General features: G+C 45.5%; 23 protein-coding genes. 13 read left to right on the top strand and 10 right to left on the bottom strand.

The genetic code is table 11. The features are described 5' to 3' along the window. Positions 1-63 precede the first annotated feature (63 nt). Positions 64-915 (bottom strand): deoxyribonuclease IV, encoded by an 852-nt coding sequence (gene nfo, locus HR45_RS07030; protein WP_037441169.1) that lies wholly within the window; start codon positions 913-915, stop codon positions 64-66. 268 nt (positions 916-1183) lie between these two features. On the opposite strand from nfo, the gene HR45_RS07025 reads away from it, so the two are divergent. The 7 genes from HR45_RS07025 to HR45_RS06995 all read left to right on the top strand — a co-directional run bounded on the left by HR45_RS07025 (position 1184) and on the right by HR45_RS06995 (position 8384). Further along, positions 1184-1738 (top strand): hemerythrin domain-containing protein, encoded by a 555-nt coding sequence (locus HR45_RS07025; RefSeq protein WP_037441166.1) that lies wholly within the window; start codon positions 1184-1186, stop codon positions 1736-1738. Between the two features lie 264 nt (positions 1739-2002). Next, on the top strand, positions 2003-2626 hold the full coding sequence (locus HR45_RS07020) for a type IV pilus modification PilV family protein (protein WP_052074576.1): 624 nt from the start codon (positions 2003-2005) through the stop codon (positions 2624-2626). Positions 2627-2639: 13 nt separating this feature from the next. Further along, on the top strand, positions 2640-3593 hold the full coding sequence (locus HR45_RS07015) for a PilW family protein (RefSeq protein WP_037441464.1): 954 nt from the start codon (positions 2640-2642) through the stop codon (positions 3591-3593). 1 nt (position 3594) lies between these two features. After that, positions 3595-4041 (top strand): pilus assembly PilX family protein, encoded by a 447-nt coding sequence (locus HR45_RS07010; RefSeq protein WP_037441164.1) that lies wholly within the window; start codon positions 3595-3597, stop codon positions 4039-4041. Next, complete coding sequence (locus HR45_RS07005; protein WP_037441161.1) at positions 4038-7685, top strand: pilus assembly protein; 3648 nt, start codon at positions 4038-4040, stop codon at positions 7683-7685. The genes HR45_RS07010 and HR45_RS07005 overlap by 4 nt, the downstream gene beginning before the upstream one ends. Position 7686: 1 nt before the next feature. After that, a complete protein-coding gene (locus HR45_RS07000) occupies positions 7687-8094 on the top strand; it encodes a type IV pilin protein (protein ID WP_037441158.1) in 408 nt (135 codons plus the stop codon). Beyond that, on the top strand, positions 8091-8384 hold the full coding sequence (locus HR45_RS06995; protein WP_037441156.1) for a TapY2 family type IVa secretion system protein: 294 nt from the start codon (positions 8091-8093) through the stop codon (positions 8382-8384). The genes HR45_RS07000 and HR45_RS06995 overlap by 4 nt, the downstream gene beginning before the upstream one ends. Before the next feature lie 64 nt (positions 8385-8448). Here the strand turns inward: HR45_RS06995 and olsF are convergent, their stop codons facing one another. Next, a complete protein-coding gene (gene olsF, locus HR45_RS06990; protein ID WP_081933408.1) occupies positions 8449-10161 on the bottom strand; it encodes a bifunctional ornithine lipid synthase OlsF in 1713 nt (570 codons plus the stop codon). A gap of 172 nt (positions 10162-10333) precedes the next feature. Further along, complete coding sequence (locus HR45_RS06985) at positions 10334-11698, bottom strand: YjiH family protein (protein ID WP_037441150.1); 1365 nt, start codon at positions 11696-11698, stop codon at positions 10334-10336. A 440-nt stretch (positions 11699-12138) separates the two neighbouring features. Here HR45_RS06985 and HR45_RS06980 point away from each other — a divergent pair, with 440 nt between their 5' ends. Then, positions 12139-12825, top strand: a complete 687-nt coding sequence (locus tag HR45_RS06980) for a DUF998 domain-containing protein (RefSeq protein WP_052074575.1) — start codon at positions 12139-12141, stop codon at positions 12823-12825. A gap of 13 nt (positions 12826-12838) precedes the next feature. On the opposite strand, the gene HR45_RS06975 is transcribed toward HR45_RS06980, so the two are convergent. Both HR45_RS06975 and ubiU read right to left on the bottom strand, forming a co-directional pair. Continuing rightward, positions 12839-13687: a U32 family peptidase gene (locus HR45_RS06975; protein WP_037441147.1), complete on the bottom strand. Its 849-nt coding sequence runs from the start codon at positions 13685-13687 to the stop codon at positions 12839-12841. A gap of 12 nt (positions 13688-13699) precedes the next feature. Next, positions 13700-14701 (bottom strand): ubiquinone anaerobic biosynthesis protein UbiU, encoded by a 1002-nt coding sequence (ubiU, locus tag HR45_RS06970; RefSeq protein ID WP_037441145.1) that lies wholly within the window; start codon positions 14699-14701, stop codon positions 13700-13702. A gap of 133 nt (positions 14702-14834) precedes the next feature. Here ubiU and ubiT point away from each other — a divergent pair, with 133 nt between their 5' ends. Further along, on the top strand, positions 14835-15362 hold the full coding sequence (gene ubiT, locus HR45_RS06965; protein ID WP_052074574.1) for a ubiquinone anaerobic biosynthesis accessory factor UbiT: 528 nt from the start codon (positions 14835-14837) through the stop codon (positions 15360-15362). A 125-nt stretch (positions 15363-15487) separates the two neighbouring features. Here ubiT and HR45_RS19390 read toward each other — a convergent pair whose 3' ends face one another. Beyond that, positions 15488-15709: a hypothetical protein gene (locus HR45_RS19390; protein ID WP_156104026.1), complete on the bottom strand. Its 222-nt coding sequence runs from the start codon at positions 15707-15709 to the stop codon at positions 15488-15490. Between the two features lie 851 nt (positions 15710-16560). On the opposite strand from HR45_RS19390, the gene HR45_RS06960 reads away from it, so the two are divergent. Then, on the top strand, positions 16561-17931 hold the full coding sequence (locus HR45_RS06960) for a magnesium transporter (protein ID WP_037441143.1): 1371 nt from the start codon (positions 16561-16563) through the stop codon (positions 17929-17931). Between the two features lie 64 nt (positions 17932-17995). Here HR45_RS06960 and dxs read toward each other — a convergent pair whose 3' ends face one another. Genes dxs through xseB form a run of 3 tightly spaced genes read right to left on the bottom strand, consistent with a single transcriptional unit; the run spans position 17996 to position 21000 of the window. Beyond that, positions 17996-19861, bottom strand: coding sequence for a 1-deoxy-D-xylulose-5-phosphate synthase (gene dxs, locus HR45_RS06955; protein ID WP_037441142.1), 1866 nt, complete (start codon positions 19859-19861; stop codon positions 17996-17998). A 20-nt stretch (positions 19862-19881) separates the two neighbouring features. After that, positions 19882-20760, bottom strand: a complete 879-nt coding sequence (gene ispA, locus HR45_RS06950; RefSeq protein WP_037441141.1) for a (2E,6E)-farnesyl diphosphate synthase — start codon at positions 20758-20760, stop codon at positions 19882-19884. Continuing rightward, positions 20761-21000 carry an exodeoxyribonuclease VII small subunit gene (gene xseB / locus HR45_RS06945; RefSeq protein ID WP_037441458.1) on the bottom strand — a complete coding sequence of 80 codons (240 nt, stop codon included), beginning with the start codon at positions 20998-21000 and terminating at the stop codon, positions 20761-20763. A 367-nt stretch (positions 21001-21367) separates the two neighbouring features. Here xseB and pomA point away from each other — a divergent pair, with 367 nt between their 5' ends. Together pomA and HR45_RS06935 are read left to right on the top strand one after the other, a co-directional pair. Continuing rightward, a complete protein-coding gene (gene pomA, locus HR45_RS06940; RefSeq protein ID WP_037441140.1) occupies positions 21368-22135 on the top strand; it encodes a flagellar motor protein PomA in 768 nt (255 codons plus the stop codon). A gap of 2 nt (positions 22136-22137) precedes the next feature. Further along, a complete protein-coding gene (locus HR45_RS06935) occupies positions 22138-23082 on the top strand; it encodes a flagellar motor protein MotB (RefSeq protein WP_037441139.1) in 945 nt (314 codons plus the stop codon). 25 nt (positions 23083-23107) lie between these two features. On the opposite strand, the gene HR45_RS19385 is transcribed toward HR45_RS06935, so the two are convergent. Further along, positions 23108-23257 (bottom strand): hypothetical protein, encoded by a 150-nt coding sequence (locus HR45_RS19385; RefSeq protein ID WP_156104025.1) that lies wholly within the window; start codon positions 23255-23257, stop codon positions 23108-23110. On the opposite strand from HR45_RS19385, the gene thiI reads away from it, so the two are divergent. Continuing rightward, complete coding sequence (gene thiI, locus HR45_RS06930; protein WP_037441136.1) at positions 23256-24710, top strand: tRNA uracil 4-sulfurtransferase ThiI; 1455 nt, start codon at positions 23256-23258, stop codon at positions 24708-24710. The genes HR45_RS19385 and thiI overlap by 2 nt on opposite strands. Positions 24711-24859: the final 149 nt, after the last annotated feature.

Raw genomic sequence — 24859 nt, 5'->3', positions numbered from 1 at the left:
GCCTTAATACACAATATACACCCTTTTAGTTACTATATATAACTTTAAGAGTCCTTTTTCACATCAACGACTAATACTTTGTAACCAACGGATTTCATCTGGCCAAATGTCGGGGCGAATTGTTTCGAGGATTAATGGAATACTGGTCGTGGCAGGGTGTTGCATAATAAACTCAAATGCTACTTTGCCAATGCTGCCATAACCGAGTGAATCATGCCGATCAACTCGACTACTAAAAGCTGTCTTGCAGTCGTTAAGATGCATCCCTTTCAGATATTGAAAGCCGACAATCTCATCAAATAAGTTGAAGCTGCTCTCGCACGTTTCAGCGGTTCGAATGTCATAACCAGCAGCGAACATATGGCAAGTATCAATGCAAATACCGACACGGCTTTTGTCTTCTACATGATGAATAATCTGTGCTAGATGCTCAAATTGATGTCCGAGATTAGAACCTTGGCCGGCTGTATTCTCAATCACCGCGGTTACGCCTTCGGTACTGTCGAGCGCGAAGTTGATGGAATCACTGATGTTACGTAAACAAAGGGATTCCGAAATTTTTCGTAGATGACTGCCTGGATGGAAGTTAAGCAAGGACAGTCCTAGTTGCTGGCAGCGCCGCATTTCATCAACAAATGCATCCCGTGATTTTGCTAAGAGTTCGGGCTCTGGATGCCCGAGATTAATCAGATAACTATCATGCGGTAAAACCTGCGCGGCACTGAAACCGTTTAGGTGGCAGTTCTGCTTAAAGGTTTCGATCTCTTTATCATCGAGCGGCGCAGCCTGCCAACGTCGTTGGTTTTTGGTAAAAAGAGCAAAAGCGGTTGCACCGATTTTGGCTGCATTAATTGGGGCATTGGCAACGCCGCCTTGTGCGCTAACATGGGCGCCGACCCATCGTTTGGAATTCATAAATTATACAAAATCAGTGAGCTAGCTTTTAGGCTATCACTGTCGCTGTAAAATAGGCAAATGTCATACAATGAGTAATTAAATTTATGCTAAATTAGAAATAATTGTGCGTTTTCTGTGACTGTACTCGCTGTATCTGACAGAAGCTGTATAAATTTCCTTGATCATCATCATGTATTTATCTTTCTTCAGTCGCTAACATTGAGCGAACTTTGTGCTTGTTAACTAGAATTTAACTAGTTAACGGCCCCTTACAATGGAGAGCCCTATGCTGCCAAGATTGCAAAACGATCATAAGCACATTGCTGTTCTGCTCAATCTGCTTAAAGGAAAATATAAAAAGCTCGCTGATGGAGAGGCAATTAATTTTGCTCTTGTTCGCGACGTTGTCGAGTATATGCAGGGATATGCTGAGCATAGTCATCATCCGCTGGAAGATATCGTTTATGAGTACTACTTGGAGCGATTTGCTAGACAAGATTCGGCGCAGCGCTTGAGCCATGAACATCAAAAGCTCGTTGATGCGTCTTCAGCTTTAGCCTCAACGCTTAATTTGATCCTCAACGATATTGTGGTGGCTAAAGAAAAGCTGGTTGAAGAGTTGAAAGCTTATGTCACTATGCAGGAGCAACATCTTCAGTTTGAAGAGGAAAACGTGTTCCCATTGCTGGCAAAAACAATGACGGATGAAGATTGGCAAAAAGTTGCCGACATGTGCTCTGAACGATTAGTCGAAGACCCACTGTTTACCGATGGCGATGACGTCGTTTTTGAAGAATTACGCCACTATATCCAATCTGTAGATCCTACTTCACTGAACTAATGTGCAATCAGTTAATAAAAAAGCCGGAGAAATCCGGTTTTTTTACGGGTCCAATATAGCGAAATCACCTTTACAAAAGTGTCTTTATTGTGATTAAAAAATATTCAACTTGTTGAATTTAAGTAACTAATATAATTGAACGGCTAAATATCCCTAAAGTTCGGCAGGTATGATATGGCTAAAGTGCATAACCGATGTGTGTTTTTGCTTGCGTTTGTTACTAGCCAAGGTGCCGATGTTTATCTATTATAAAAGTTGGCTTATATGGTAACTGGCAGAAAATTAACAATATTTTCTGCCGATGATTTGGCGGTCGCCGGAGATTTGACATTGGTAAATGTAAAGAGAGCTGGATTCTCTCTCATTGAGGTCATGGTAGCGCTGGTCATTTTGGTGATCGGTCTGATCGGTATTTTTAATTTACATATTGTGGCGAAGCGATCGAGTTTCGAGTCGTTTCAGCAGACAACGGCTGCGTATCTAGCAAATGACATCCTTAATCGCATGAAGTTGAACAAAACCGTGATTGACTCTTATATCGGGCCACCAAATATTACATCCGCAGATAGTTGCGATGCAGCTGTAAATTGTTCACCTGCAGATATGGCTGAATGGGATGTTTACCAATGGAATTGGTTAATGTCTGGTGGTGCTGAAGAAAAAGACGGAACGAATGTTGGGGGGCTTGATTCCAGCATCGGATGCATTTCGGTGGACTATGAGAAATCTGATGAGACAGGGAAGGTCAAGGCAAATGTAAGTATTGCCATTGCTTGGCGAGGTATTCAAGGAACAGCGGGAACTTCGGCTAGTGATTCTACTTGCGGGAGCTCATTGGGGGCTAGAAGACGTTTGTTTGTATTGGAGAGTGTCATTGATGGTGTGTAATCCAGTAAAGCTAATGACAAACAAAGGATTTTCGTTAGTCGAACTAATGGTGGCTATGGTGATCAGTTTGTTTTTGACCTTAGGCGTTTTCACTATGTTTAGTATGTCGGCCACCAATGTCACCACCACCGGACAATATAATCAATTGCAAGAGAATGGACGCATGGCCCTTGCGATTATGGCGCCAGATATTGAGCAGGTTGCGTTTTTTGGGGATGTTACAGGTTCTGACTTCATAGTGGGAACCAATACTACCGTCGATGCGGCTATCACAAATGATTGTATTGGTGGGGGGTTGAACAATCGTACACTTCCAGTAGATATTGCCTCTCATTTTCGAAGAATATGGGGGTATGAGGTCGGAGTAAGTGCAACGTCTATCGATTGTGTTACCGATGCTAATGCTGGAACGGATGTTATTCAAATCAAACGTCTCAAGGGACCAGCAGGTGCAACAACTGGTTTTCGAGTCGCAACAACCTCGAGTCAAATTATATTTAGGGGTAATTCAACTGGAACCGCGGTAAAGAATCAGCGCGTTTGGAACTATGAACATAACATTTATTACATTGGCAATGACAATGGTATCCCAAGTCTAAAACGTTATAGCTTAAGTGATAGTGGCTCTATGGATAATTCCGAGGGCGCAATAGTTCAAGGGATTGAGAATATGCGTATTCTCTACGGTTATGATAATGATGGCGACGACGCTGCTGATAGATTTTTACCCGTTGAAAACGTAACAGACTTGATGTGGGACAACCAGTCTTTTCAACGTATTGTTGCCGTAAAAATCTTTTTGTTAGTGCGTGCTGTTGAAGAAGATCGCAGCTATACGGACACTGTTACTTATCAATTAGCTGATAAAACGATAACGCCAACCGATTACGAAGGCAGCGAGCATTATCGTCGTAAGGTCCTGTCCACTACCGTAATGCTGGAAAATCCAGTGTTGATTAGGAATTGATATGAAGAGCTTAAATCGACAAACGGGTGTTGTGCTCTTTTTTGCGCTAATACTATTAATCGTTATGACGGTCATCGGCGTGGCATTGGCGGTAAATGCTGGGCAATCCTTAAGGATGGCTGGAGCTGGGGCTGAACGGATTGAAGCAAAAGCGACTGCTGATGGCGGGTTGGCGACAGTTTTCAACGAAACAGCCCCCTCATTTTGGGCAACCATGACGACTTCAGGAGCACAGACTGTTTTAGGTTCTAGTGCTTTTTCGTTGCCAAAGGGGGAAACGCCCGCAAACGTTTCTTGCCAGCGAACAGAAGCGGCTAGCGGAACCAATCTAATCTCCTGTAGACGAGTAGAAGTGTCAAATAGTGTGACTTATGGGCGTTCAGGATTAGGTAGTATCACAGTTACTCAAGGTATTGAGCAGGAAGTGCTTAATGGGAGTGGATCATGAAACTCAAAAAACTTTTGTGTACTTTATTGTTCACCTTCGTTGGCTTAGTTGGGGAAAGTTGGGCAGATGACACCGACCTTTATCTTCTTGCTCCTGTAAATAATGGCCGAGCTAAGGTCTTAATTATTTTTGATAATTCAGCATCGATGTCTACGGTTGAAGAGTCGAAGTCTGGATATAATGACGATGGAGGGGATCCTGATTACGTTGCTCCAGAAGATTCAGCTCATTCATATGATGATGGCTCCATCTATTTTACTGTTGGAGTCGGAATTGATGATTCGGCACTGGCTACTCCTCTTAGCCCGTCAGACTCTCGCCGTTTCAATACTGTAATCAACGCCTGCACTATTGCCTATGAAAAGCTGCAACAATATGGTCGTTTTACCGGCTATATCCGTGAGTACGTTTCTAACGGTAATGGCAAAGGGACGTGGCAACCAATAAAATTAAATGAAGGGAAAGATCGAAATAATCCAATTGATTGTTGGGAAGATGTCGATGCTTGGGAAAATAGTGGCGATAGTACATATTTGGACAATAACAAAAGTCGATCTTATTCATTAACTACAACGGACTCAGCAGGGAATACTACAACTACGACTGTTGATGCTAGCACAGGTTATGAACCAGGTATTCCTGTCAATGATTCAGCAATTTGGAATAGCAATACCGACAACGATTACAGTGCGATGGCTGATGACTTCAAGTCGGGAGAGTTGGTCACACTTTATACTGCTAACTACCTCAGATGGTATTACACCAATCAACCTAAAATGGTAGAGCAGTCACGTCTTGCTACGGCAAAGAGCGCAATTGAAAGTGTCATTAATACCACAGAAACGGTAGATTTTGGCCTTGAAGTTTTTAACCTTAATTATCCAGATGCTACTGATAAAACTGAAGAGGTTAGAAATGGTGGTAGGATAGTTGCGGGTATAAAACAACGTACGGAATCTGAAAAAACGGCACTTTTAAATACAATTAATAGCCTTCCTGCTCAGACCAATACGCCGTTATGTGAAACCTTGTATGAGGCCTATCGTTATTTTAGTGGCCAAAGTATCGTATTTGGCCATCAAGATAAAAACTATGACAGTGGGGACATTAAGTACACCGCGAATAAGCCCCCTTATGACACCTCGATTGAGATTAACTCAAATACACAGTATCAGACACCTTTTAGCTCTTGCAGTGATGTCGCCTATATCATCTACATTACTGATGGAGAACCAACCCAAGATTCTGCTGCAGACGCAGATGTACAAGCTTTGATTAGTTCAAGGTCTAATGACACCTTAGACGGGGGCTCTACTACGGATGGTGGGAACTATGAATCATATACTTTTACGTCTGATATTGATGGCTCAACTAAGTCTAGTTGGCTTCCAGCATTAGCAAGTTATATGTATTGGCATGATCAGGTGCCGGGCTCGGATGCTTTTCAGCATGTAAGAACCTACACCATCGGCTTTTCACTAGATGAAGGTTCCGCTGCTGAACCATTATTGCAAGAAACAGCAAACCGTGGTGGCGGAAAATATTATTCTGCGAGTAGTACCGCATCCGATGGTGCAAGTAGTTTAGTCGCTGCATTTAGCGCCGTTTTATCTAATATTACCCAAGAGGGACAACGATTCTCAGCACCGGGTGTTGCGTACAGTAATGCCGATCCTACCCGAACCCTAGATTCCGCGTATTACGCATTGTTTGAACCATCAGCAGGACCACGTTGGGCTGGTAACTTAAAAAAATTCAAAGTGAATTCCAGTGGCACATTAGTCGACGCTAATGGTGATAATGCTATTGGTGCTAGCGGTGGAATTAAAGACACCGCTTGCAGTTATTGGAGTGATTGCTCATCTGGACCAGACGGAAACGATGTGCAACAAGGTGGTGCCGCACGTTCCTTGGTGCCAGATGATAGGACTATATACACAGACTCTGGTTCAGGGGGCTCGTTTGAGACGTTGGATGCATTGTTCTCCGGTGCTAGTGCGACGGATGTGATGACCTATTTGAATGTAACTACAGCAGACGACTTGGCTAAAGCTCTATCGTGGCTCAAAGGGAATAACGTCGATACAGACACTGATGGAACTACGTTGATGTCTGATGATTTTGATGGTGTGCGGGGCGATATTATGGGAGACCCTATGCATTCTCAGCCGCTTGCTATAGATTACGGCGGCTCCATTGGCACTTATATATTTATGGGCACCAATGAAGGGATGTTTCATGCTTTCAAGGACGAGGGAAGCTCAGTAACTGAAAGTTGGGCACTAATGCCTGAACAATTTTTACAACATGTCCCTACACTACGAGAAAACAGCTACTCCAATGGACATAGTGTTTACGGAATCGATGGGTCTCCTGTCTCCTATTTAGAGAGAAACTCTGATGGTTCAATTAAGACAGCTTGGTTGTTCTTAGGTTTACGTCGAGGCGGAAATGATTATTTTGCGTTAGATGTTACATCCCCAACTTCCCCCAAATTGAAGTGGCACCTTACTCCCTCTGATACTGGGTTTTCAGAGCTCGGGGAGTCTTGGTCGACCCCGGTTGTAGCTAGAATACCAACTGAAACAGGTCAGAAACTCGCTGTTATTTTTGGCGGTGGCTATGACGCTGCATATGATACCGGTACACCTAGCTCACCGGTGGGGCGAAATGTTTATATCGTTGACGCTGACGATGGAACTTTGATTTATAACTTTGGTGAAGGAGGTAGTACCTCTCTTCCGGGGATTGAGGATAGTATTCCTGGCTCTATCGCAACACTTGATAGTAATGGTGATGGAATTGTTGACCGCCTCTACGCCGCAGATTTAGGTGGAAATATTTGGCGAATGGATATGCCGTCGGGGACGACATCCACTTGGTCAGCGTTTAAATTTGCCTTTTTAGGCGGAGCTCTTACTTCTAACCGACATTTTTTCTACGAGCCAGTCGTCGCTCAAACTGAATTTTCTAACGTCACCACTGTGACATATACAGATGCTAGCGGAAATACCACGACAACTACAGGGTATCAAAATGTTCCTTATGACGCTGTGACATTGGGGAGTGGAAATCGGGCTGCTCCGTTAGATACTTCAGTACAAGATATGTTTTTTGTGCTGCAAGATAGGCACGTTGTTACAAAAACATTTAGCTCAGATATTATTCCTGATGCACTCACGTTGAGTAATTTATACGACGTAACCTCAAGTGCTCCATCTTCTGACGATGAGAATATTGCCTTTGGCACTAAATTGGGATGGTTCTATAGTTTCCCTGGCACAGGAGAAAAGAGTCTTTCACCGTCGACCATCATTAAAGGTAAAGTTTATTTCACCTCATTTACTCCTTCATTAGAAAATCCGGAGGAAACGTGCCAGATAACGTCTCAAGGACGCTTGTACACATTTGATCTACATAAAGGGGGGCGTACTAGTTATGAATATCGCGATATTTGTGACAATTGTATACCTCAACCACCTAAGATAGTGACGCCTCCAGATGACCCAGATGATCCTGACGCTCCCGATGCTGTCTTGATTATTGGCAGCGGGGAATGTGTCGGAGATGATTGTTCAGGAACAGTTAAATTAGAGTCTGGATTGACTACTAATAAAATTTATTACCACGTAAATGAGGATTGATATGTTGTGTAATCAAAAAAATGTCGTTGGTGGATTTACCCTCATCGAAGTCATGATTGTGGTGGTAATTATTGGTATTTTGGCCTCAATTGCCTATCCATCATATATTGATTACGTGACTCGTAGTAATCGTTCTGAGGCTCATGCAGCATTGATGAAGGTTGCAAATTTGCAGGAGCAATACTATCTGGACAATAGAGAGTACGCAGAAACACTAACTGATTTAGGGCTCTCTAGCTCTCCATATGAAACAGAGCATGGTTATTATAAAGTAAGCTCGGTTGGAGTTGATAATTTTGAATTGTCTGCAGTCCCGCAAGGCTCTCAAGCTTCTAGAGATACTAAATGCGGGACTATCACGTTGACCGAAACTGGTGAAAAGGGGCCAAGCGCGGAGTGTTGGAAATGAAAATATTGATTAGTTCATTGTTGATTACTACATCCATATTATCCACAAATGCCTTCGCGGCAAGAGTAAGTTATAAATGCTATTTAGACACCTCAAAAGGTAAAACCATAGCGTTTTACCGATGGGATGCAACTAATGTGAATGCTAAAGTTGCATCATTGGTGGCAACCAAAGTTCATCGTGCCGATGGCAAAAGCTACTACGTTAAAGAAGCTCTAGAATGTGTTCCTCAAAGCGAGGATTTCGCTTCAAAAGCTGCGAAGAGGCTGGATAAGCAGACGTTACGCTAAAAGAGTTGAGCTCTAAAATAGGGAGAACTGTATCGTTCTCCCTATTTTTTGCGTTAAACATGTACTAAATTTCGGCATCGATATAGCGTTTACGCTTTTTCGGCTTCAATTTTTCAATATCAACCAACACCACACCATCAATACAGTCACCAAAATCGGCATCTACCCCAAAATCTAAAAAGCTGACGCCTCGTTCTTGGCACAACTCGCCATATTGCTTGTACAGCGTTGGCACTGCGGCCCCCATACTTGCCAGCGTTTGTTTGAGTAGTTTGAATGACTGCTCATAATCCAATCCTTGATACAGTGCATCCAATTCAAGCTTTCGGGCGGTACTGATTTCAAATGGGTGGAAAGAGTTAGCGTAGGTATCTGCTGCCTGGAATTGGGTTTGGTAAAAATGTACCAGCATCTCTTTAGCGAGTGGTGGCAACTGATTACTGATGGTGACAGGGCCAAATAGATAGCGATATTCTGAGTGTTTTGCTAGGAAGGCGCCAATGCCAAACCAGAGATAATCAAGACTGCGTTTGCCCCAGTATTTTGGTTGTACAAAACTTCTGCCCAGCTCTAACCCTTGTTCAAAAAATGGCTCAAATTGCGGGTTGTATTGAAATAAGGATTCACTATAAAGCTGCAGACCTTGTTGATGCAGTAGTTTTGCACTGGCAAAACGATAGGCTCCAACGATTTCCAGCTCATCACGATCCCATAGCACTAGATGCCAGTAGTGAGGATCGTATTGATCGGTATCGCGACGCTTTCCCGTACCTTCGCCAACTGCGCGGAAAGAAATTTCACGTAAGCGGCCAATCTCACGCATGATAGGGCTGCTATCTTGATGACGATAGAGATAAATCTGTTTTTCATCTTGGGTTTCACCCAGCAGTTCGCATTCCGAGAGTGCTCGCTGTAATGCTTGCCGGTCTTCCGGATGAGCTATGGCGCTTTGTGTCTTAAATATTCCCGCGCGGTTCTTTCCGATACGATACAGATGGTTTTTCAGTAGATTGACTTTGGTCTTGAGCGTGAAATCATTGCCTGCAACCGCATCAGCAGGGATAAGTCCGCCGATCCGTACTGGAAAGGTACGATTGCTTTGTTTGAACATCTCTTTGACCAACATCAGCGTGGCCAGCGGCTTATAAATCATCGACGCACCATAAAAGGCGGCAGAGTTTTTGGCACTCACGTACATAGGCAGTAGTGGCGCGTTACAACTGGTAGCAATACGCAAAAATCCGGCATGCCAGTGAGTATCACGAACTCCGTTTGGACGTAACCGAGAGACCTCTCCGGCAGGAAAAATCAACACTGCGCCCTCATCGTTGAGGTGTTGGTGGATTTTTTCTAGCTGCGGTTTCGGTGTTCCCCCCGTCATATTCCTTACTGGCAGCAGTAGATTGTGCAGTGGTGATAGCTGCATCAATAACTCATTGGCAACAACCTTAAGGTCAGCGCGCACTTCACTAATGAGTTTTATCAGCACTAAGGCATCGAGTGACCCAATTGGATGATTCGCAAATATCACGACACGCCCCGTCGGCGGGAGATTTTCCCATTCCACATCTGGCACTGTGTAGGAAATATTAAAATACTGCAGCACTTGTTCGACAAAATCACTGCCTTGCAGATGGCTAAACTGCTCGGCTATTTGGTTGCATTGCTGCTCATTTAACATGAAGCGCAGCATCGCTTTAGTAGGTTTTGCTAACCAAGGTTTGTTGTTGAGGGTTGGGAGGTTCTCTTCTACCACTTTATCGACGGTGAATATCATGCTTGGCCTTTACGATTGAAAAGCGCCAGCCGTCTATAACGGACGGTTTATGGCAGTGTTGAGTACACTGTAAGCAGCATGTTTGACTGAGATATGAAGCCAGAATGGCAGAATTATGACAGAAAGGTGGGGCAAGCCCGGCGTCAGATGCTTGGCCGGGCTTCAGATGGCGTTAGAAAAACAGATGGGCCATGCCCGCAATCACTGGCAGGGTCACTAATGTGCGTAGTAAAAAGATGATGAATAGTTCGCCAGCATTCACCGGAATTTTACTGCCGATAAGTAGCGCGCCGACTTCACTCATGTAGATAAGCTGAGTAACGGATAATGCCGCGATAACAAAACGGGTGATTTCCGCATGAATCCCGTTACTGGCCAAAATCGACGGAATAAACATGTCGGCAAAGCCTACCACAATGGTTTTCGACGCTTCGGTGGCTTCTGGTAACTGCAGTAGCTCCAGTAACGGACGAAATGGCATACCTAAGTAATCAAATACTGGCGTGTGTTCGGCGATAATCAGCGCGGTTGTTCCTATGGCCATCACCACCGGAATAATGCCAAAAATCATATCAATAACGTTCTTTCCGCCTTCAGAGACAATCTGTTTTACGCCACCGACATTACAGGCTTTCTCCATCGCTAGATGAAAGCCCCATGACAGTACATGATGATGTTCCGGTACCGCTTCATCGTTTTCATGGCGCGGCGTACCGTTGATGTATTCATCTTTCTTCCATCTTAGCGGTGGCAGTCTTGGGACGACGATTGCCGCAACAAAACCCGCTAAACATACCGTGAGATAAAAGGGCACAAATTTAGCTTCTAAACCAACTTGAGCAATGACCACTAAGCTAAAGGTGATAGATACAGCCGAGAAGGTTGTACCAATAATGGCGGCTTCTCGTTGTGTGTAAAACTTATCTTCATATTGTTTACTGGTGAGTAGAATCCCTACACTTCCGTCACCAAGCCAAGAGGCAACACAATCAATGGCGCTGCGGCCAGGCAGATTAAACACTGGGCGCATAATGGTAGTGAGCAATGTGCCAAACAGTTCTAGCAGGCCAAAGTTAAGCAATAGCGGCAGTAATAAACCTGCAAAGAAAAAGACACAAAACAACACTGGTAGCAGATCACCTAACACCAAGCCGCCAGTGTCGGCGGAGGTTACCGCATCAGGACCAAAACCAAAGTACGTCATGGCAATAAACACAGCCCCGAATAATCTGACGACTAACCAGAATGGATTGACGTTGAAGAGATTATTGAGAAAGCCGCTGGTTCTGACAAATTTAGGTTTAATTAGCACAACAAGCAGCGATATTAGCGCCATCGCTATTACGATGACGGTAATCAGCCCAGTAATGGCATCACCGATAGCGGCCTGTAAGGCTTTGGCAAGGATCGCGACCGGAATGGTCACTGCATCTTGGTAACTTATTGGCGTCATAAATAAAAAGACCCCGATAAGCGAAGGAACGATAAAAGTGAGAAGTTGTTTTACTGTATGTTTTTTTATTGTTGTCACATTCATTATCCGTTTTATGCTGAGTGTAAGCAAAATGGAGGGCTTACTGCCAAAGCGCCGCATTTTAGCGGCAAAGAACTAAGGTTACCTTGTCGATAAAAGCTTGTAAATTTTGGATAACTAAATCGTGCGGTGAGCGGCGATGCAATCTCTCATGCTATGCGAGTGTTTGCGGCATGATGATCCAAAGCGGTGTTCATCATATGGGGCTATTACTAAGACTAAAGCGTGATATGGGGAGCCGTTATCTAGGATATGATATTGAAAAAGCATAATAAATGGCACAGTGTGATACAGCTAAGGTACTAGTGTTAACAATTGTATGATAGTTTTTACTCATTCAACTGGCATGATTGACATTGGTCAATTATTTGATGTGTTGGATCAGTACTCTACCTTCAACCTAGGGCGTTTGTACTGGGGAAACGGCGAACATGGAAAAACAGATGCGACTTGTCCGCCTTGCCGTAGGCTTTGGCGGGTTAGGGATATTCGGTATTACCATAGGTGTGCTTGTCGCACTTGTGGGAGCTGCGTCTGTCCTCTCCGAACATATTACGCCACTCAACTTTACCCTGAGTGAGCTAGGCAATTATGGGCATTCTCCATTTGCCGTGGTGCTCAATGGCGGCCTGTTCTTTGGCAGTCTCTGTTTAGTCTTGTTCTGTTTGTATTCGATGCCATTGACGAAAACCGTTTCTGGAGCCTTGTGTTATCTCACTATGGCGATTGCTTGCTTGACGCTCGCGGGGATCGGCTTGTTTCCGATCAACGTGTATCACTTACATACTATGATGGTGAAGTGGTTCTTTATTCTGGGGTCGATGAGCGCGTTATTTTATCTGGTAAATCTATCACTTGGTTTTCAGGCGTTATTCAAAACCTGGTCATGGCTGCCTGCTGGATTAGCTCTAGTAGGTCAAGCTTCGTTTCTAATCTTGCCACTATTTAAATTGGGACTCACCGACGGCGATCGTCCCTTCTATCATGAGATGGTATTGGAAGGCGGCAGACCTGAGTTCTGGTGGCCTGCCGTAATCGAGTGGTTTAGCTTTTCTGTATTTCTGCTGTGGATTGTGACCTTACTTATCGACAAGTGGTATTACCTGCGGCGCAATGCCTCTCGTCCGTAATAGCGGCGAAATATCACAAATAGCGCATCCCCGGAGCATCATGCCAATAGCCATTGCAACGGATACTAGGGACGTCATCAGACTCTTCGCCTTTGATTAGCGCCGTCACCAAACCTATGCTGTTAATGCTATCTGGCGACACTCTAAACCAATCTACCCCCATTGTTCGCATCTGCTGGATCTCCGAACGTAGGTCACAACAGGCTGCTGACTGCGTTTGAACACCGTTGATACGTAGCAACTCCTGATGTTCCATTGTTTGAGTCAGTAAGCCTTTAGGGTAACGGCTGCAGATGGTATCGCAGTTGTCTTTGTTTAAGCCGTGATGGCGAGCGGTAAAGCAGCGAGCTGAATGCGCTAAAGGCAGATAGCCATAACCTAAAACTTCAATTTCAAACGATGGTTGGCTAGTAATAATCGGCGCCAACCATTTTTGGGAAAGGTCGACTGGCATGACAAAGCGCTGCATCCCCCAATTTGCCATTTTCTGCAGTGAGGTCAGGTTGTAATTATTAATTCCGGGGCCACACACAAACGGCAATTGCTGTTCAACCGCAAGCGCAAGGGCACCCATGTCATTTACTTCGAGGGTCACGCTGCTATTGGTTAATTGCTTACGCAATTCCTGTATTTCAGCATCTGACTGAATTAATGCGAGTGTTGAAAATACGACTTCTTTACCTGCGCTACGTAGCATATCAGCGAGATCAAAATAGTCTTGCCAACGTAACTTCCGTCTTTTGCTGCAAACTGTTTCGCCAAGGTAAACCAAGGGGATCGGGCTTACTGCTACTTCTCGATAAAAGTCCTCAACAGCTGCCTTATCCCAACAATACTGCAACGGACCTAGTGAAAACTTCATAACGATTTAATCCTATTGCCAACTTCTATCGTAAGCGCCAGCAGTGGTCGCTTGTCCCTCAGATACCTTTCTGAGGACTTCATGCCACTGTGCTTCGGTCTGGAATTTTTCGGGCGATGCTTGATAACGATCTACCGCTTGGCGCCACACGCGTGTGACTTGCGTGACATATGCGGGGCTACGTTGTCGTCCCTCAATTTTTAGCGAATTGACACCTGAACGCGCCAACTCAGGTAGCAGCTCCAATGTACTTAAGCTGGTAGGGGACTCTAAAATAAACTCTGGCTGTTCGTCGTCTTCAGCAAGATAGCGTCCTTTGCAGATCACCGGATAACCGATGGTTTCATTTACGCCTGTGCTATCAACTAAAATGTTGTTCAAGCGGGTTTGACGATTTCCTTGGCATTCTTGCCAGCGCACATGTTTGGCGGGAGAGCAGGAGCCGCCGCGGTTGGGCGATTCTCCCGTGACATAAGAAGATAACTGGCAGCGTCCTTCTGCCATAATGCACAAGCTACCATAGGCAAACACTTCTAATTCAACGTTAGTTTGTTGTGAAATGTCACGTATTTGCCGCATAGATAGCACGCGCGGCAATACTGCGCGGCGAATGTTGAATTGCTGCTGATAGAAATTTAAAGCCGTGGCATTACTGACGCTCGCTTGTACCGATAGATGCAACGGCATCTGTGGATGCTTATTGGTTGCATAATCGAGTAGAGATATATCGGCCATGATTAACGCATCGGCGCCGTAGTCTGCGGCCGCATCAATAGCATCGTACCAGCGCTGTTCTAAGCCTGTTTGCGCGAAGGTGTTGATGGCGAGGTACATTTTCTTTCCCGCATGTTGCAGCAGTTTTGCTGCTTGCTTCAATGTGTCAGGCGTAAAGTTAAGACCAGCAAAAGAGCGGGCATTTGTATTGTCCTTCACACCAAGATAGACAGCATCGGCCCCCGCATTAATTGCGGCTTTGAGAGATGCCATATTGCCGGCAGGACACAGGAGTTCCATGAGTGATTCCCTTCCAATTAATCAATCCGCCGATATTAACGAGGAATCTTGCTCACAGAATTGATTTGAAACAGGTTTGTTTGCATAACCACGGGGTAAACTAAAGTGTTTTAGTTGTTGATAAGGTCATGTTATGCAGGGATATTTTGCAAATAAGTTCGTGGCGAACTTTTTGAGTAATGCGCCACAGTTAGTGGCAAAGCCTTTGGCTATTTTGCCGTTTCCCATTAAGCAGTTAGTGTTACGTCAATTGAGTCAGACCTTACTGCAGGAAGCAATTGAACAACAATGCCTTACCTTTATGGAGAACAAGTGGGTTGGAATTAGCATAACTGACCTAGAGCTCAATTTTGAGATCAGTTACCGCCACCCTCGCTTAGTTGTCCGGCCCTCACAGCAAGCTGATGTGACTTTTAGTGCCCGTAGCGATGAGTTATTACTGATTGCTGCCGGGAAAGAAGATCCTGATGCGCTATTTTTTAGACGACAGCTTTGGATAGAGGGCGATACTGAATTGGGGTTGCAGGTTAAGAATCTGCTAACTTCACTCGATGCCGATAAACTGTCGCCGTTAATTCGTTATGCGCTGCAATATTCTTCGCAGTTATTGCTCTGGTTGCAACAGCAGGCTCAGCCATCGCCAGTTGCTTCGGCATATTGATATTCATCAATCTCTGATAAAAAAATAGCGACCCAAAGGGTCGCTGAGAAATTTATCTTGGTTGCGCTAGAAACCAACAAAAGGGAGATTAATGATGAACGAGAAAAACTGTTCAAATATTCAGACTAAGGCTTTTTAAAAAAGTTCTCTTGTTGGTGATCTTTTTTACTGGGTACCGTTGCATAATTTGCAGCTGTCAATTTAAGTAAGATTAAAATCAAAAAGTTATCTGAAATCTTCAATAATGCTTCGCTTTGTTCTCTATACCGCCGCTCTAACTCCCTGCTTGCCTGATAAGAATAACCGCCATATCCAACGCAAAAAAAATGGCAGTCAATGACTGCCATAAATGAAGTTCGAAGACCCTGTGCGCTAGTCCAGCATCTTCAAGGGAGGATAATGATGAAACACAAATTCGCTTCATATGTTATGACTGGAGCGGAATTAAAAAGTTCAGATGTAAGCAAAAAATTTAAAAAAAATGGCAACTTAAAAAGTTGCCATAAAATAAAGTAGATCAGAGCTGATATTTGAGTGCGCTAGAACTCTAAATATCACAAGGGAGATGATGAAACACATTAAGCAGTCTCAGTAATTAGGACATTGGCAAACTCGAATTGGTTCCCTTCTACGGGATAAAAAATATAAAAATTTTTATCATGATGATTTTAAAAGTAAAAAGGCAACCAATATTGGTTGCCTTTTAGGGAATTTACAAGGAGTGAGACAAGGTGTCCTACAACATTACGGACGCTCATCGGCTCATATTTTCAGACAGGCTCTATACAGGTTAGTTCCATCGAAATATCAATTTTGACAATAAAAAAAGGCAGCTTAATAAAAGCTGCCTTCTGATCCATCTGGGGATCAATGGGGCTGCGCTAGAAGCCCCTCTAGGGAGAATGATGAACAAAAAATCCGTTCACTATGTTGGATACAAAAACCCGTATTGAGTTCCAATGAAGGCGTGATTTTTTTAATAAATTTTTTGGTGACTCGCTAAGCTTATGAACAAAATGCATATTTTTTGTTTGAAATAGCGGTGAATTGTGCCCCGGTTCGTGGGTGAACCATGTTATCTTTGGCGTCATAGCATGATGTACGCGAACGACCTATGCTCGTTTTTGTCATCCATAGGATGAGTTTTAGTCGGCATTTGGAACTTCCGCGGTAGTATTTAAGACATTGGGAGAGAAATGTGGCCCAACCGATAGAGACCAATACCGATCCTGTGGTTCAGGATGTCGGGCAAGTCATTCATAGTGTGACCCTGGCTGACAGTGAATCTCAAGCCGAGATCTTTGAAGAGGTATTAGAAGAGTTTGATGCTGGTACCGTGGCATTACTGCTCGAATCACTGCCGCTTGAACAACGTTATCAACGTTGGCTTCAGGTTGAGGAAGATGTGCGCGTTGATGTTCTCAGTGAAATGCGTGCCGACCCTCGCTTTAGTATTCTCAAACAACTCCCAGATGAACAACTCGATGAAATTTTAGCCGGGTTAACCCCCGAAGCGATGATCGACTGGAGTGACTCTCTGCCTGATCGTTATATCGATCGCGCCTTGCAGCAGATGGGCGATCGTCAGCGGCAACGATTTGAGGTATTTGACCAGTATTCAGAGAATCAGATTGGTCGTTATATTGAGCACCAGTTGCTTGCACTAGATGAGACCGCCAGTGTGGCGCAGGCACAGCGATTTTTCCGTAGAACCGATCTTGATTGCTGCAACAGCCTGTTTTTAGTCGATGAGCAGGATAAATTTGTCGCGAGTGTCACGCGTTATGACGTCTTTCGGGCTGAGCCGAGTGCTAGATTGTGTGATATCGCCGAGGAAGACGCTCGTATTTTACGGGCTGATATGTCACTGCTCGAAGCTGCTGAAGCGATTGAACATAGCGAGGTTACCGAGTTGCCTGTCGCAGATAGCGATGGCACCTTAATTGGGCGTTTAACCTTACGTACCGCAACGGCACTGGTGCGTGAGCATTATGAAGCGCAGATGATGGCGCATGCCGGTATGGATGAAACTGCCGACTTATTTGCCCCAGTTTTTTCAGGCGCAAAGCGTCGTGGTTTGTGGTTGGGCATTAATTTGCTGACGGCTTTTTTAGCATCAGCAACTATTGGTTTATTTGAAAATGTGTTGGATAAAGTCGTCGCTTTGGCAGTGTTGATGCCAATTGTGGCGTCAATGGGCGGCATCGCAGGCTCTCAGACCTTAACCTTGATGATCCGCGGTATGGCGATGGGGCAGATTTCGGTTGGTAACCTGTTTGCGTTATTCCGAAATGAATTAGCTATTGGCGCCATTAATGGGGTTGCATGGTCAATTGTGATCGGTGCAATAGCCGGTTGGTGGTTTGCTGATGGTGTCATGGGGATAACTATCGGCATTGCCATATTAGTCAACTTGCTGATGGCGGCGATGGCAGGGGTATTTATTCCGATGCTTCTGCAAAAACTCAATCAAGATGCCGCACTATCAGGTTCAGTTATTCTCACAACCGTGACTGATGTGGTGGGCTTTTTTGCGTTTCTTGGCATTGCCAGTTTGTTCTATCTTTAAGGCGATTCACTAAGGCTCAAATAAAAACGCTCTGCACAGGCAGAGCGTTTTTTATGGCGGCAAATTAATTCACAAATGCTTGGATTTGTTTGAGAATGCCGGCGCCGTCTAGGCCGAGTTCTGCGATGATTTCGACCGGGCTACCATGTTTGATAAATTCATCAGGTAAACCAATTTGCAGTACGGGTTTGCAAATCTGCTGTTTGGCTAGATATTCGAGTACACCACTACCGGCTCCGCCCATAACGACGTTCTCTTCCACGGTCACCAACACATCGTGGCTCTCTGCCAACTGTTTGAGTAACGCTTCGTCTAACGGTTTAACAAAACGCATATCAGCCACGGTCGCATTCAGCTCTTCTGCTGCTTCGAGTGTTGCGGCCAGCGTTGTTCCAAAGTTGATGATGGCAATTTTTTTACCTTCGCGTTTGATAACCCCTTTGCCAATTGGCAAGGCCGTCATCTCTTCAACCTGTTTTGCACCAGTGGCGCTGCCGCGTGGGTAACGAACGGCAACCGGGCCATCTTGATAGCAATAGCCGGTGTAGAGCATCTGCCGACATTCGTTTTCATCAGACGGCGCCATAATCACCATGTTAGGAACACAGCGCAGATAAGTCAGATCAAATGCGCCTTGGTGGGTCGGACCATCGGCGCCCACAATACCGCCCCTATCGACCGCAAACACCACAGGTAAACGTTGCAATGCGACATCATGGATGACCTGATCATAGGCGCGTTGCAAGAAGGTCGAATAAATCGCTACAACTGGCTTATAACCTTCACAGGCAAAGCCTGCACCTAAGGTCACCGCATGTTGCTCAGCGATTGCAGCGTCAAAATATTGCTCTGGAAAACGCTGCGAAAATTCCACCATACCTGAACCTTCACGCATTGCAGGCGTAATCCCCAGTACCTTTTCATCCTGGCTGGCAATGTCACATAGCCATTTGCCAAAGACTTCAGAGAAGGTGGGTAACCCTGGTTTTGTATCAGGTTTGCGGAATTGGCTAGGATCAAATTTAGGCACAGCATGCCAGCCAATAGGATCTTTCTCCGCTGGCTCATAACCTTTACCTTTCTTGGTCATGATGTGCAGCAGTTGCGGACCTTGTAGCCCCCGCATGTTTTTCAGTGTTTCCACCATGGCATCAACATCATGGCCATCGATTGGGCCGATATAGTTGAAGCCGAGTTCTTCAAACAGCGTGCCCGGTACCATCATGCCTTTCAGGTGTTCTTCGGTGCGGCGCGCCATCTCTTTGATGACCGGCATACCTTTCAATACCTTTTTACCGCCTTCACGGATGGTGGTGTAGAAACGACCTGACATCAGTTGGGCAAGATGCTTGTTGAGCGCGCCAACGTTCTCCGAGATCGACATCTCGTTGTCGTTTAGCACAATCAGCATATCTTTATCTAAGTCGCCAGCATGGTTAAGTGCTTCAAACACCATGCCACCGGTCATGGCGCCATCGCCGATAACCGCAACTACTTTACGCCCCGCTTGTTCCTTGTCAGCCGCGACTGCCATCGCTAATGCGGCAGAAATTGACGTGCCAGAGTGACCAACACTAAAGGTGTCGTAAGGGCTTTCTTCACGCCAAGGGAAGGGATGTAATCCTTCTTTTTGACGAATGGTGTGCATTTGCTCGCGACGCCCCGTCAAAATTTTATGCGGATACGCTTGATGGCCGACGTCCCACACGAGGCGATCAAACGGTGTGTTAAACACGTAATGTAGGGCGACGGTCAATTCAACCGTTCCTAAACCTGAAGCGAAATGCCCACTGGAACGTCCGACTGACTGCAGCAAAAAGGCTCTGAGCTCATCGGCCAGCTGTGGCAAAACAGCCTGTGGTAACTCGCGGAGTTCTTCCGGCGTATTGGCTTGTGCCAATACTGGAAACTGAGTGATATCCAGACTCATAAAATCATTCATTATGTTATTTATACTCGCCGCTCGATGATATAGCGGGCGAATTCTGCAATTATGCGGTTATTGTAGGGCAAATCATCCAAGGCTGATAGTGCATCTTGTAGCAGTTGTTGCGCCGTCGATTTTGCCCCATCAAGACCCAACAAACGCGGGTAAGTGCTCTTATTCGATTTAGTATCAGAACCTTGCGGTTTACCCAGTTCTTCAGTCGAGCTGGTGAGATCCAGAATGTCGTCTTGAACCTGAAACGCCAACCCAATCGCTTCAGCGTATTCACCAAGACGTTGATGGGTGAGGGGATTACTTTCAGCGGCAATCACTGCCAGTTCGACCGCACAACGGATCAGCGCACCGGTTTTCAAACGATGCAATTGGGTTAACTGCGCTAAATTAATCTGCTTATCCGTCGCGGCCATATCGAGCGCTTGGCCACCACACATACCGTGGTAACCCGAAGCCAGCGCCAGAGACTTCACCATGGCGAGTTGTTGGGTAGCGCTGAAATGACTATCGCTACTGAGGATTTCAAACGCCAAAGATTGCAGTGCGTCACCAGCGAGAATTGCGGTGGCCTCATCAAAGGCAATATGCACAGTAGGCTGGCCACGGCGCAGCTCATCATCGTCCATTGCAGGTAAGTCATCATGGATGAGCGAATAAGCATGAATACACTCAATGGCGGCGGCGCAGTTATCCAATTTATCTGCCGCAACGCCCAACATTTCGCCCACAGCATAAACCAAAAATGGCCTTACACGTTTACCACCCAATAACACTCCGTGACTCATTGCGGCTTTTAACGCTGGGTCGGTGACTGGGAGGTTTTCTAACAGGGACGCGAGATGTTGATTAACACGTTGTTGGTAGTGGGCAATAGCGTCAGATAACAATTACTGTTCCTCAGATTCAAACGGAGATAGCGGAGCTTGAGTATCATTGCTGAGAAGAATGGCAACTTTCTGTTGCGCTTGCTCTAACTTGTCTTGGCTGGCGCGAACCAGATGCACACCACGCTCAAACTGCTTGAGGGCATCATCAAGGGCTACATCGCCTTGTTCCAGTTCAGTCACTATCTGTTCCAGTTCACCAAGTGACTGCTCGAAACTGAGATTTTCGGGTTTCTTCGCCACATCAAAATCCTGTAATTCAATCTGGAACAAGAGTATACCAGCCATCATAGGCCGACGGCGACCATCCTTTTTAACCCAGTTGCGGCAGCTCTCACTAAAAGTGCTCAAACGGTATATCAGCGATGGCTAACGGTCAAACCAGAAGCGTTGGAATTTGGGACGCCGCACGCTTTGTGTCATAAAATTATTTCGATTATTCGAAAATCTCTCTAAACTTGCGGAAGCTCTGACCGATAAAACAATATATAGAACCCGTTTAAATTGAGTAAGTTGATTATATACTTACCTCTTCACACGGAAAGGTCAGCGTTATTTCTGCCAGCGGCAATTTCGACGGCGTGCTGAATAAGGTAATTGAGGAGCAATAGTGGATTTAGCAACGATAATTGGGCTTCTTGGCGGGTTCGGTTTTGTTATTGGCGCGATGGCGACCTCGGGTGGCATTGGCATTTTTATTGATACTGCGTCAATTTTGATTGTGGTTGCGGGCAGTATGTTTGTGGTGATGATGAAGTTTAACCTCAAACAGTTCCTTGGCGCCGTAAAAATCGCACTCAAAGCCTTTATGTTTAAGTTGGATAAGCCAGAAGATCTTATCGAACAGTCTGTCACTATGGCTGACGCTGCACGTAAAGGTGGTTTCTTAGCGTTGGAAGAAGCGCAAATTTCCAACTCCTTTATGCAAAAAGCAGTCGATATGCTGGTGGATGGTCACGATGGTGAAGTGGTGCGTGAAGCACTTGAAAAAGATATTGCCCTCACCGAAGAACGCCATAAAGCGGGGATCAGTATTTTTAAAGCGATGGGCGATGTAGCGCCTGCGATGGGGATGATTGGTACGCTCGTCGGCTTGGTGGCGATGTTGTCTAACATGGACGATCCAAAATCTATCGGACCTTCAATGGCCGTGGCCTTGTTAACGACCTTATACGGCGCCATGATCGCCAACATGTTGTGTTTGCCGATTGCAGATAAGTTGTCGTTACGTATGGGCGAAGAGATGCTTAACCGTAATTTAATTATGGATGCAGTTTTAGCCATTCAGGATGGTCAGAATCCGCGTGTGATTGAAGGCTTTTTGAAGAACTATCTTGCGGAAAGTCAGCGCAAGGTTGAAACCACCGGCGGAGAGTAGCCATGGCAAAGCCTAAGTGCGACTGTCCACCACCCGGCGCGCCCATGTGGTTGGCAACTTTTGCTGACCTCATGTCGTTGCTGATGTGCTTCTTTGTATTGCTGTTAGCATTCTCTGAGATGGATGTGCTGAAATTTAAGCAGATCGCCGGTTCAATGAAGTATGCCTTCGGCGTACAGAACAAAGTTGAAGTGAAGGACATTCCCAAAGGAACGTCAGTCATCGCGTTAGAGTTTCGTCCGGGACGCCCGGATCCTACCCCGATAGAAATCATTAACCAGCAAACCAACGAAATGACGCAGCCGACCTTGGATTTTCAGGCGGGTGAAGATGACAGTGCGGGTGGCACGCAAAAGCAAAATGGCACCCAGCGTGGTGGCGAAGCGCAAGCCACAGCGCAGGAGCAAGCTGAAGCGAAAAAGAGCCAAGAGCACGAAGCGACGCAAAAAGAGATCAACGATGAAGCCAAACGCATGGCAGAGAAGCTCAATAAAGAAATTATTGATGGCGCCATCGAAATTGAGTCTCTGGGGCAACAGATTATTATCCGCATTCGTGAAAAAGGCGCTTTTGCATCGGGGTCTGGTTTCCTGCAACCACAATTTAGACCTGTTATTCGCGCCATTGGTGAATTACTGAAGGACGTTCCGGGAATTGTGACTGTTTCAGGCAATACCGATGGGGCGAATATCAGTAATGAACTTTATCGGTCTAACTGGGATTTATCAGCGCAGCGTGCGGTGGCGGTTGCTCACGAATTAATTGCGGTTCCGGGCTTTGACCAAGATCGTATGAAGGTTGTTGGATTAGCATCAACCAATCCTTTGGTGCCCAATGATACGCCTGAGCATCGTGCACAAAATCGTCGCGTTGAAATTGCGATTGAACAAGGTAAGGCGATGGAATCTGATGACGAAATTCAGGTAACGCCCAAGAGGAATCCGTAAGCTTGCAAGCTTTAAAAATGCCGACCTAATGTCGGCATTTTTTATGCTGTTTTACCGCTAAGGTATTTATCCGCACACCACCGCGCAATATCAGCGCTTTTAATGGGCGACATGCCGCGCTTTTGCTATACTGCGCCGATTGCCGTTTTTTAAGCTGTTGTTCCGGACGTTTCATGAAGTTTATCGTTAAGCTGTACCCCGAAATTATGATGAAGAGCAAGCCGGTGAGAATGCGTTTCACCAAGATGCTCGAATCCAATATTCGTAATGTATTGAAGAAAGTTGATGAAGGCGCCGCTGTGCTAAGACAGTGGGATCGGTTGATGGTACATGTACCGGCTGACAAGCCTGAATTAGTGGATGTTTTTGCTGAACGGTTGGCCTGTATTCCGGGGATTTCGGTGATAAGCCAAGTCAATGAATACAGCTTTGAAACCGTGCACGATATCTATGAACATGCACAGCGTGCATTTGCCGAGCAGATTGCTGGAAAAACGTTTTGTGTACGGGTCAAGCGCAGTGGCAAGCATGAGTTTAACTCTATCGATGTTGAAAAATATGTCGGCGGCGGTTTGAACCAACATACAGAAGCGCTTGGCGTTAAACTGAAAAATCCTGATACCACAGTCAATATCGAAATTAACCAAGACAAGCTGTATTTGGTTGAGAAAAAGATTCAAGGTCTTGGTGGTTTCCCTATCGCTACTCAAGAAGATGTATTGTCGCTGATCTCCGGTGGTTTTGACTCTGGTGTGTCGAGCTTCCAGTTCATCAAAAAGGGCGCCCGCACCCATTATTGTTTCTTCAATCTTGGTGGCGCTCAGCACGAAATTGGTGTGAAACAGGTCGCGCATCATCTGTGGAAGCGTTATGGCGAGTCACACAAAGTGAAATTTGTCAGTGTACCGTTTGAGCCTGTGGTCGAAGAGATCCTAGAACGCATCGATAACGGCATGATGGGAGTCGTCCTTAAACGTATGATGATGCGTGCTGCTAGCCGAGTTGCCGAGCGTTTAGGTATTCAAGCACTGGTGACGGGGGAAAGCCTCGGTCAGGTGTCGAGCCAAACGCTGACGAACCTGAATGTGATTGACCGCTGTACCGATTTATTGATCCTGCGGCCACTTATCACCATGGATAAGCAAGATATCATCGACCAAAGCCGGATTATCGGTACCGAAGATTTCGCGAAATCTATGCCAGAATACTGTGGCGTGATTTCACAGCGCCCAACCGTTAAAGCAGTGCTGTCCAAAATTGAAGCGGAAGAAACCAAGTTTTCTGAAGACCTGTTGGATCGTGTGATTGCGGCGGCAGAAGTGATTGATATTCGGGAGATCGCCACCAGTATGGATACTAAAGTCACTGAAACTGAAACCGTTACCACGGTGGGTGAACAGCAAGTCATCATCGATATTCGTGCGCCGGAAGAAGAGGAACGTAAGCCGTTGCAAGTTAGCGATGCAGAAGTGCAACATATTCCGTTCTTTAAGTTAGCGACCGCATTTGGTGATTTAGATAAGAGTAAAACCTATCTGCTTTACTGTGACCGCGGGGTGATGAGTAAACTGCAGGCACTATACCTACTGGAGCAGGGGCATCAAAACGTTAAGGTTTATCGCCCGTAAACCGAGTATCTTCTCCAAAGCCGCGCTTTTTAGTGCGGCTTTTTTGTATCTGCTTGCTGCGGTCTTCGGCAACCGCGTGGTTTTTATCGCAATCTTGTTTAAAAGGCTGGCATCTATTTATGATTAAATGCCAAAATACGGATTAGAAA

The organism is Shewanella mangrovi, assembly GCF_000753795.1.
GTDB classification, from domain to species: domain Bacteria; phylum Pseudomonadota; class Gammaproteobacteria; order Enterobacterales; family Shewanellaceae; genus Shewanella; species Shewanella mangrovi.
Note: the sequence above shows the minus strand (reverse complement) of the source record. Positions and strands in the feature narration are given on the sequence as shown.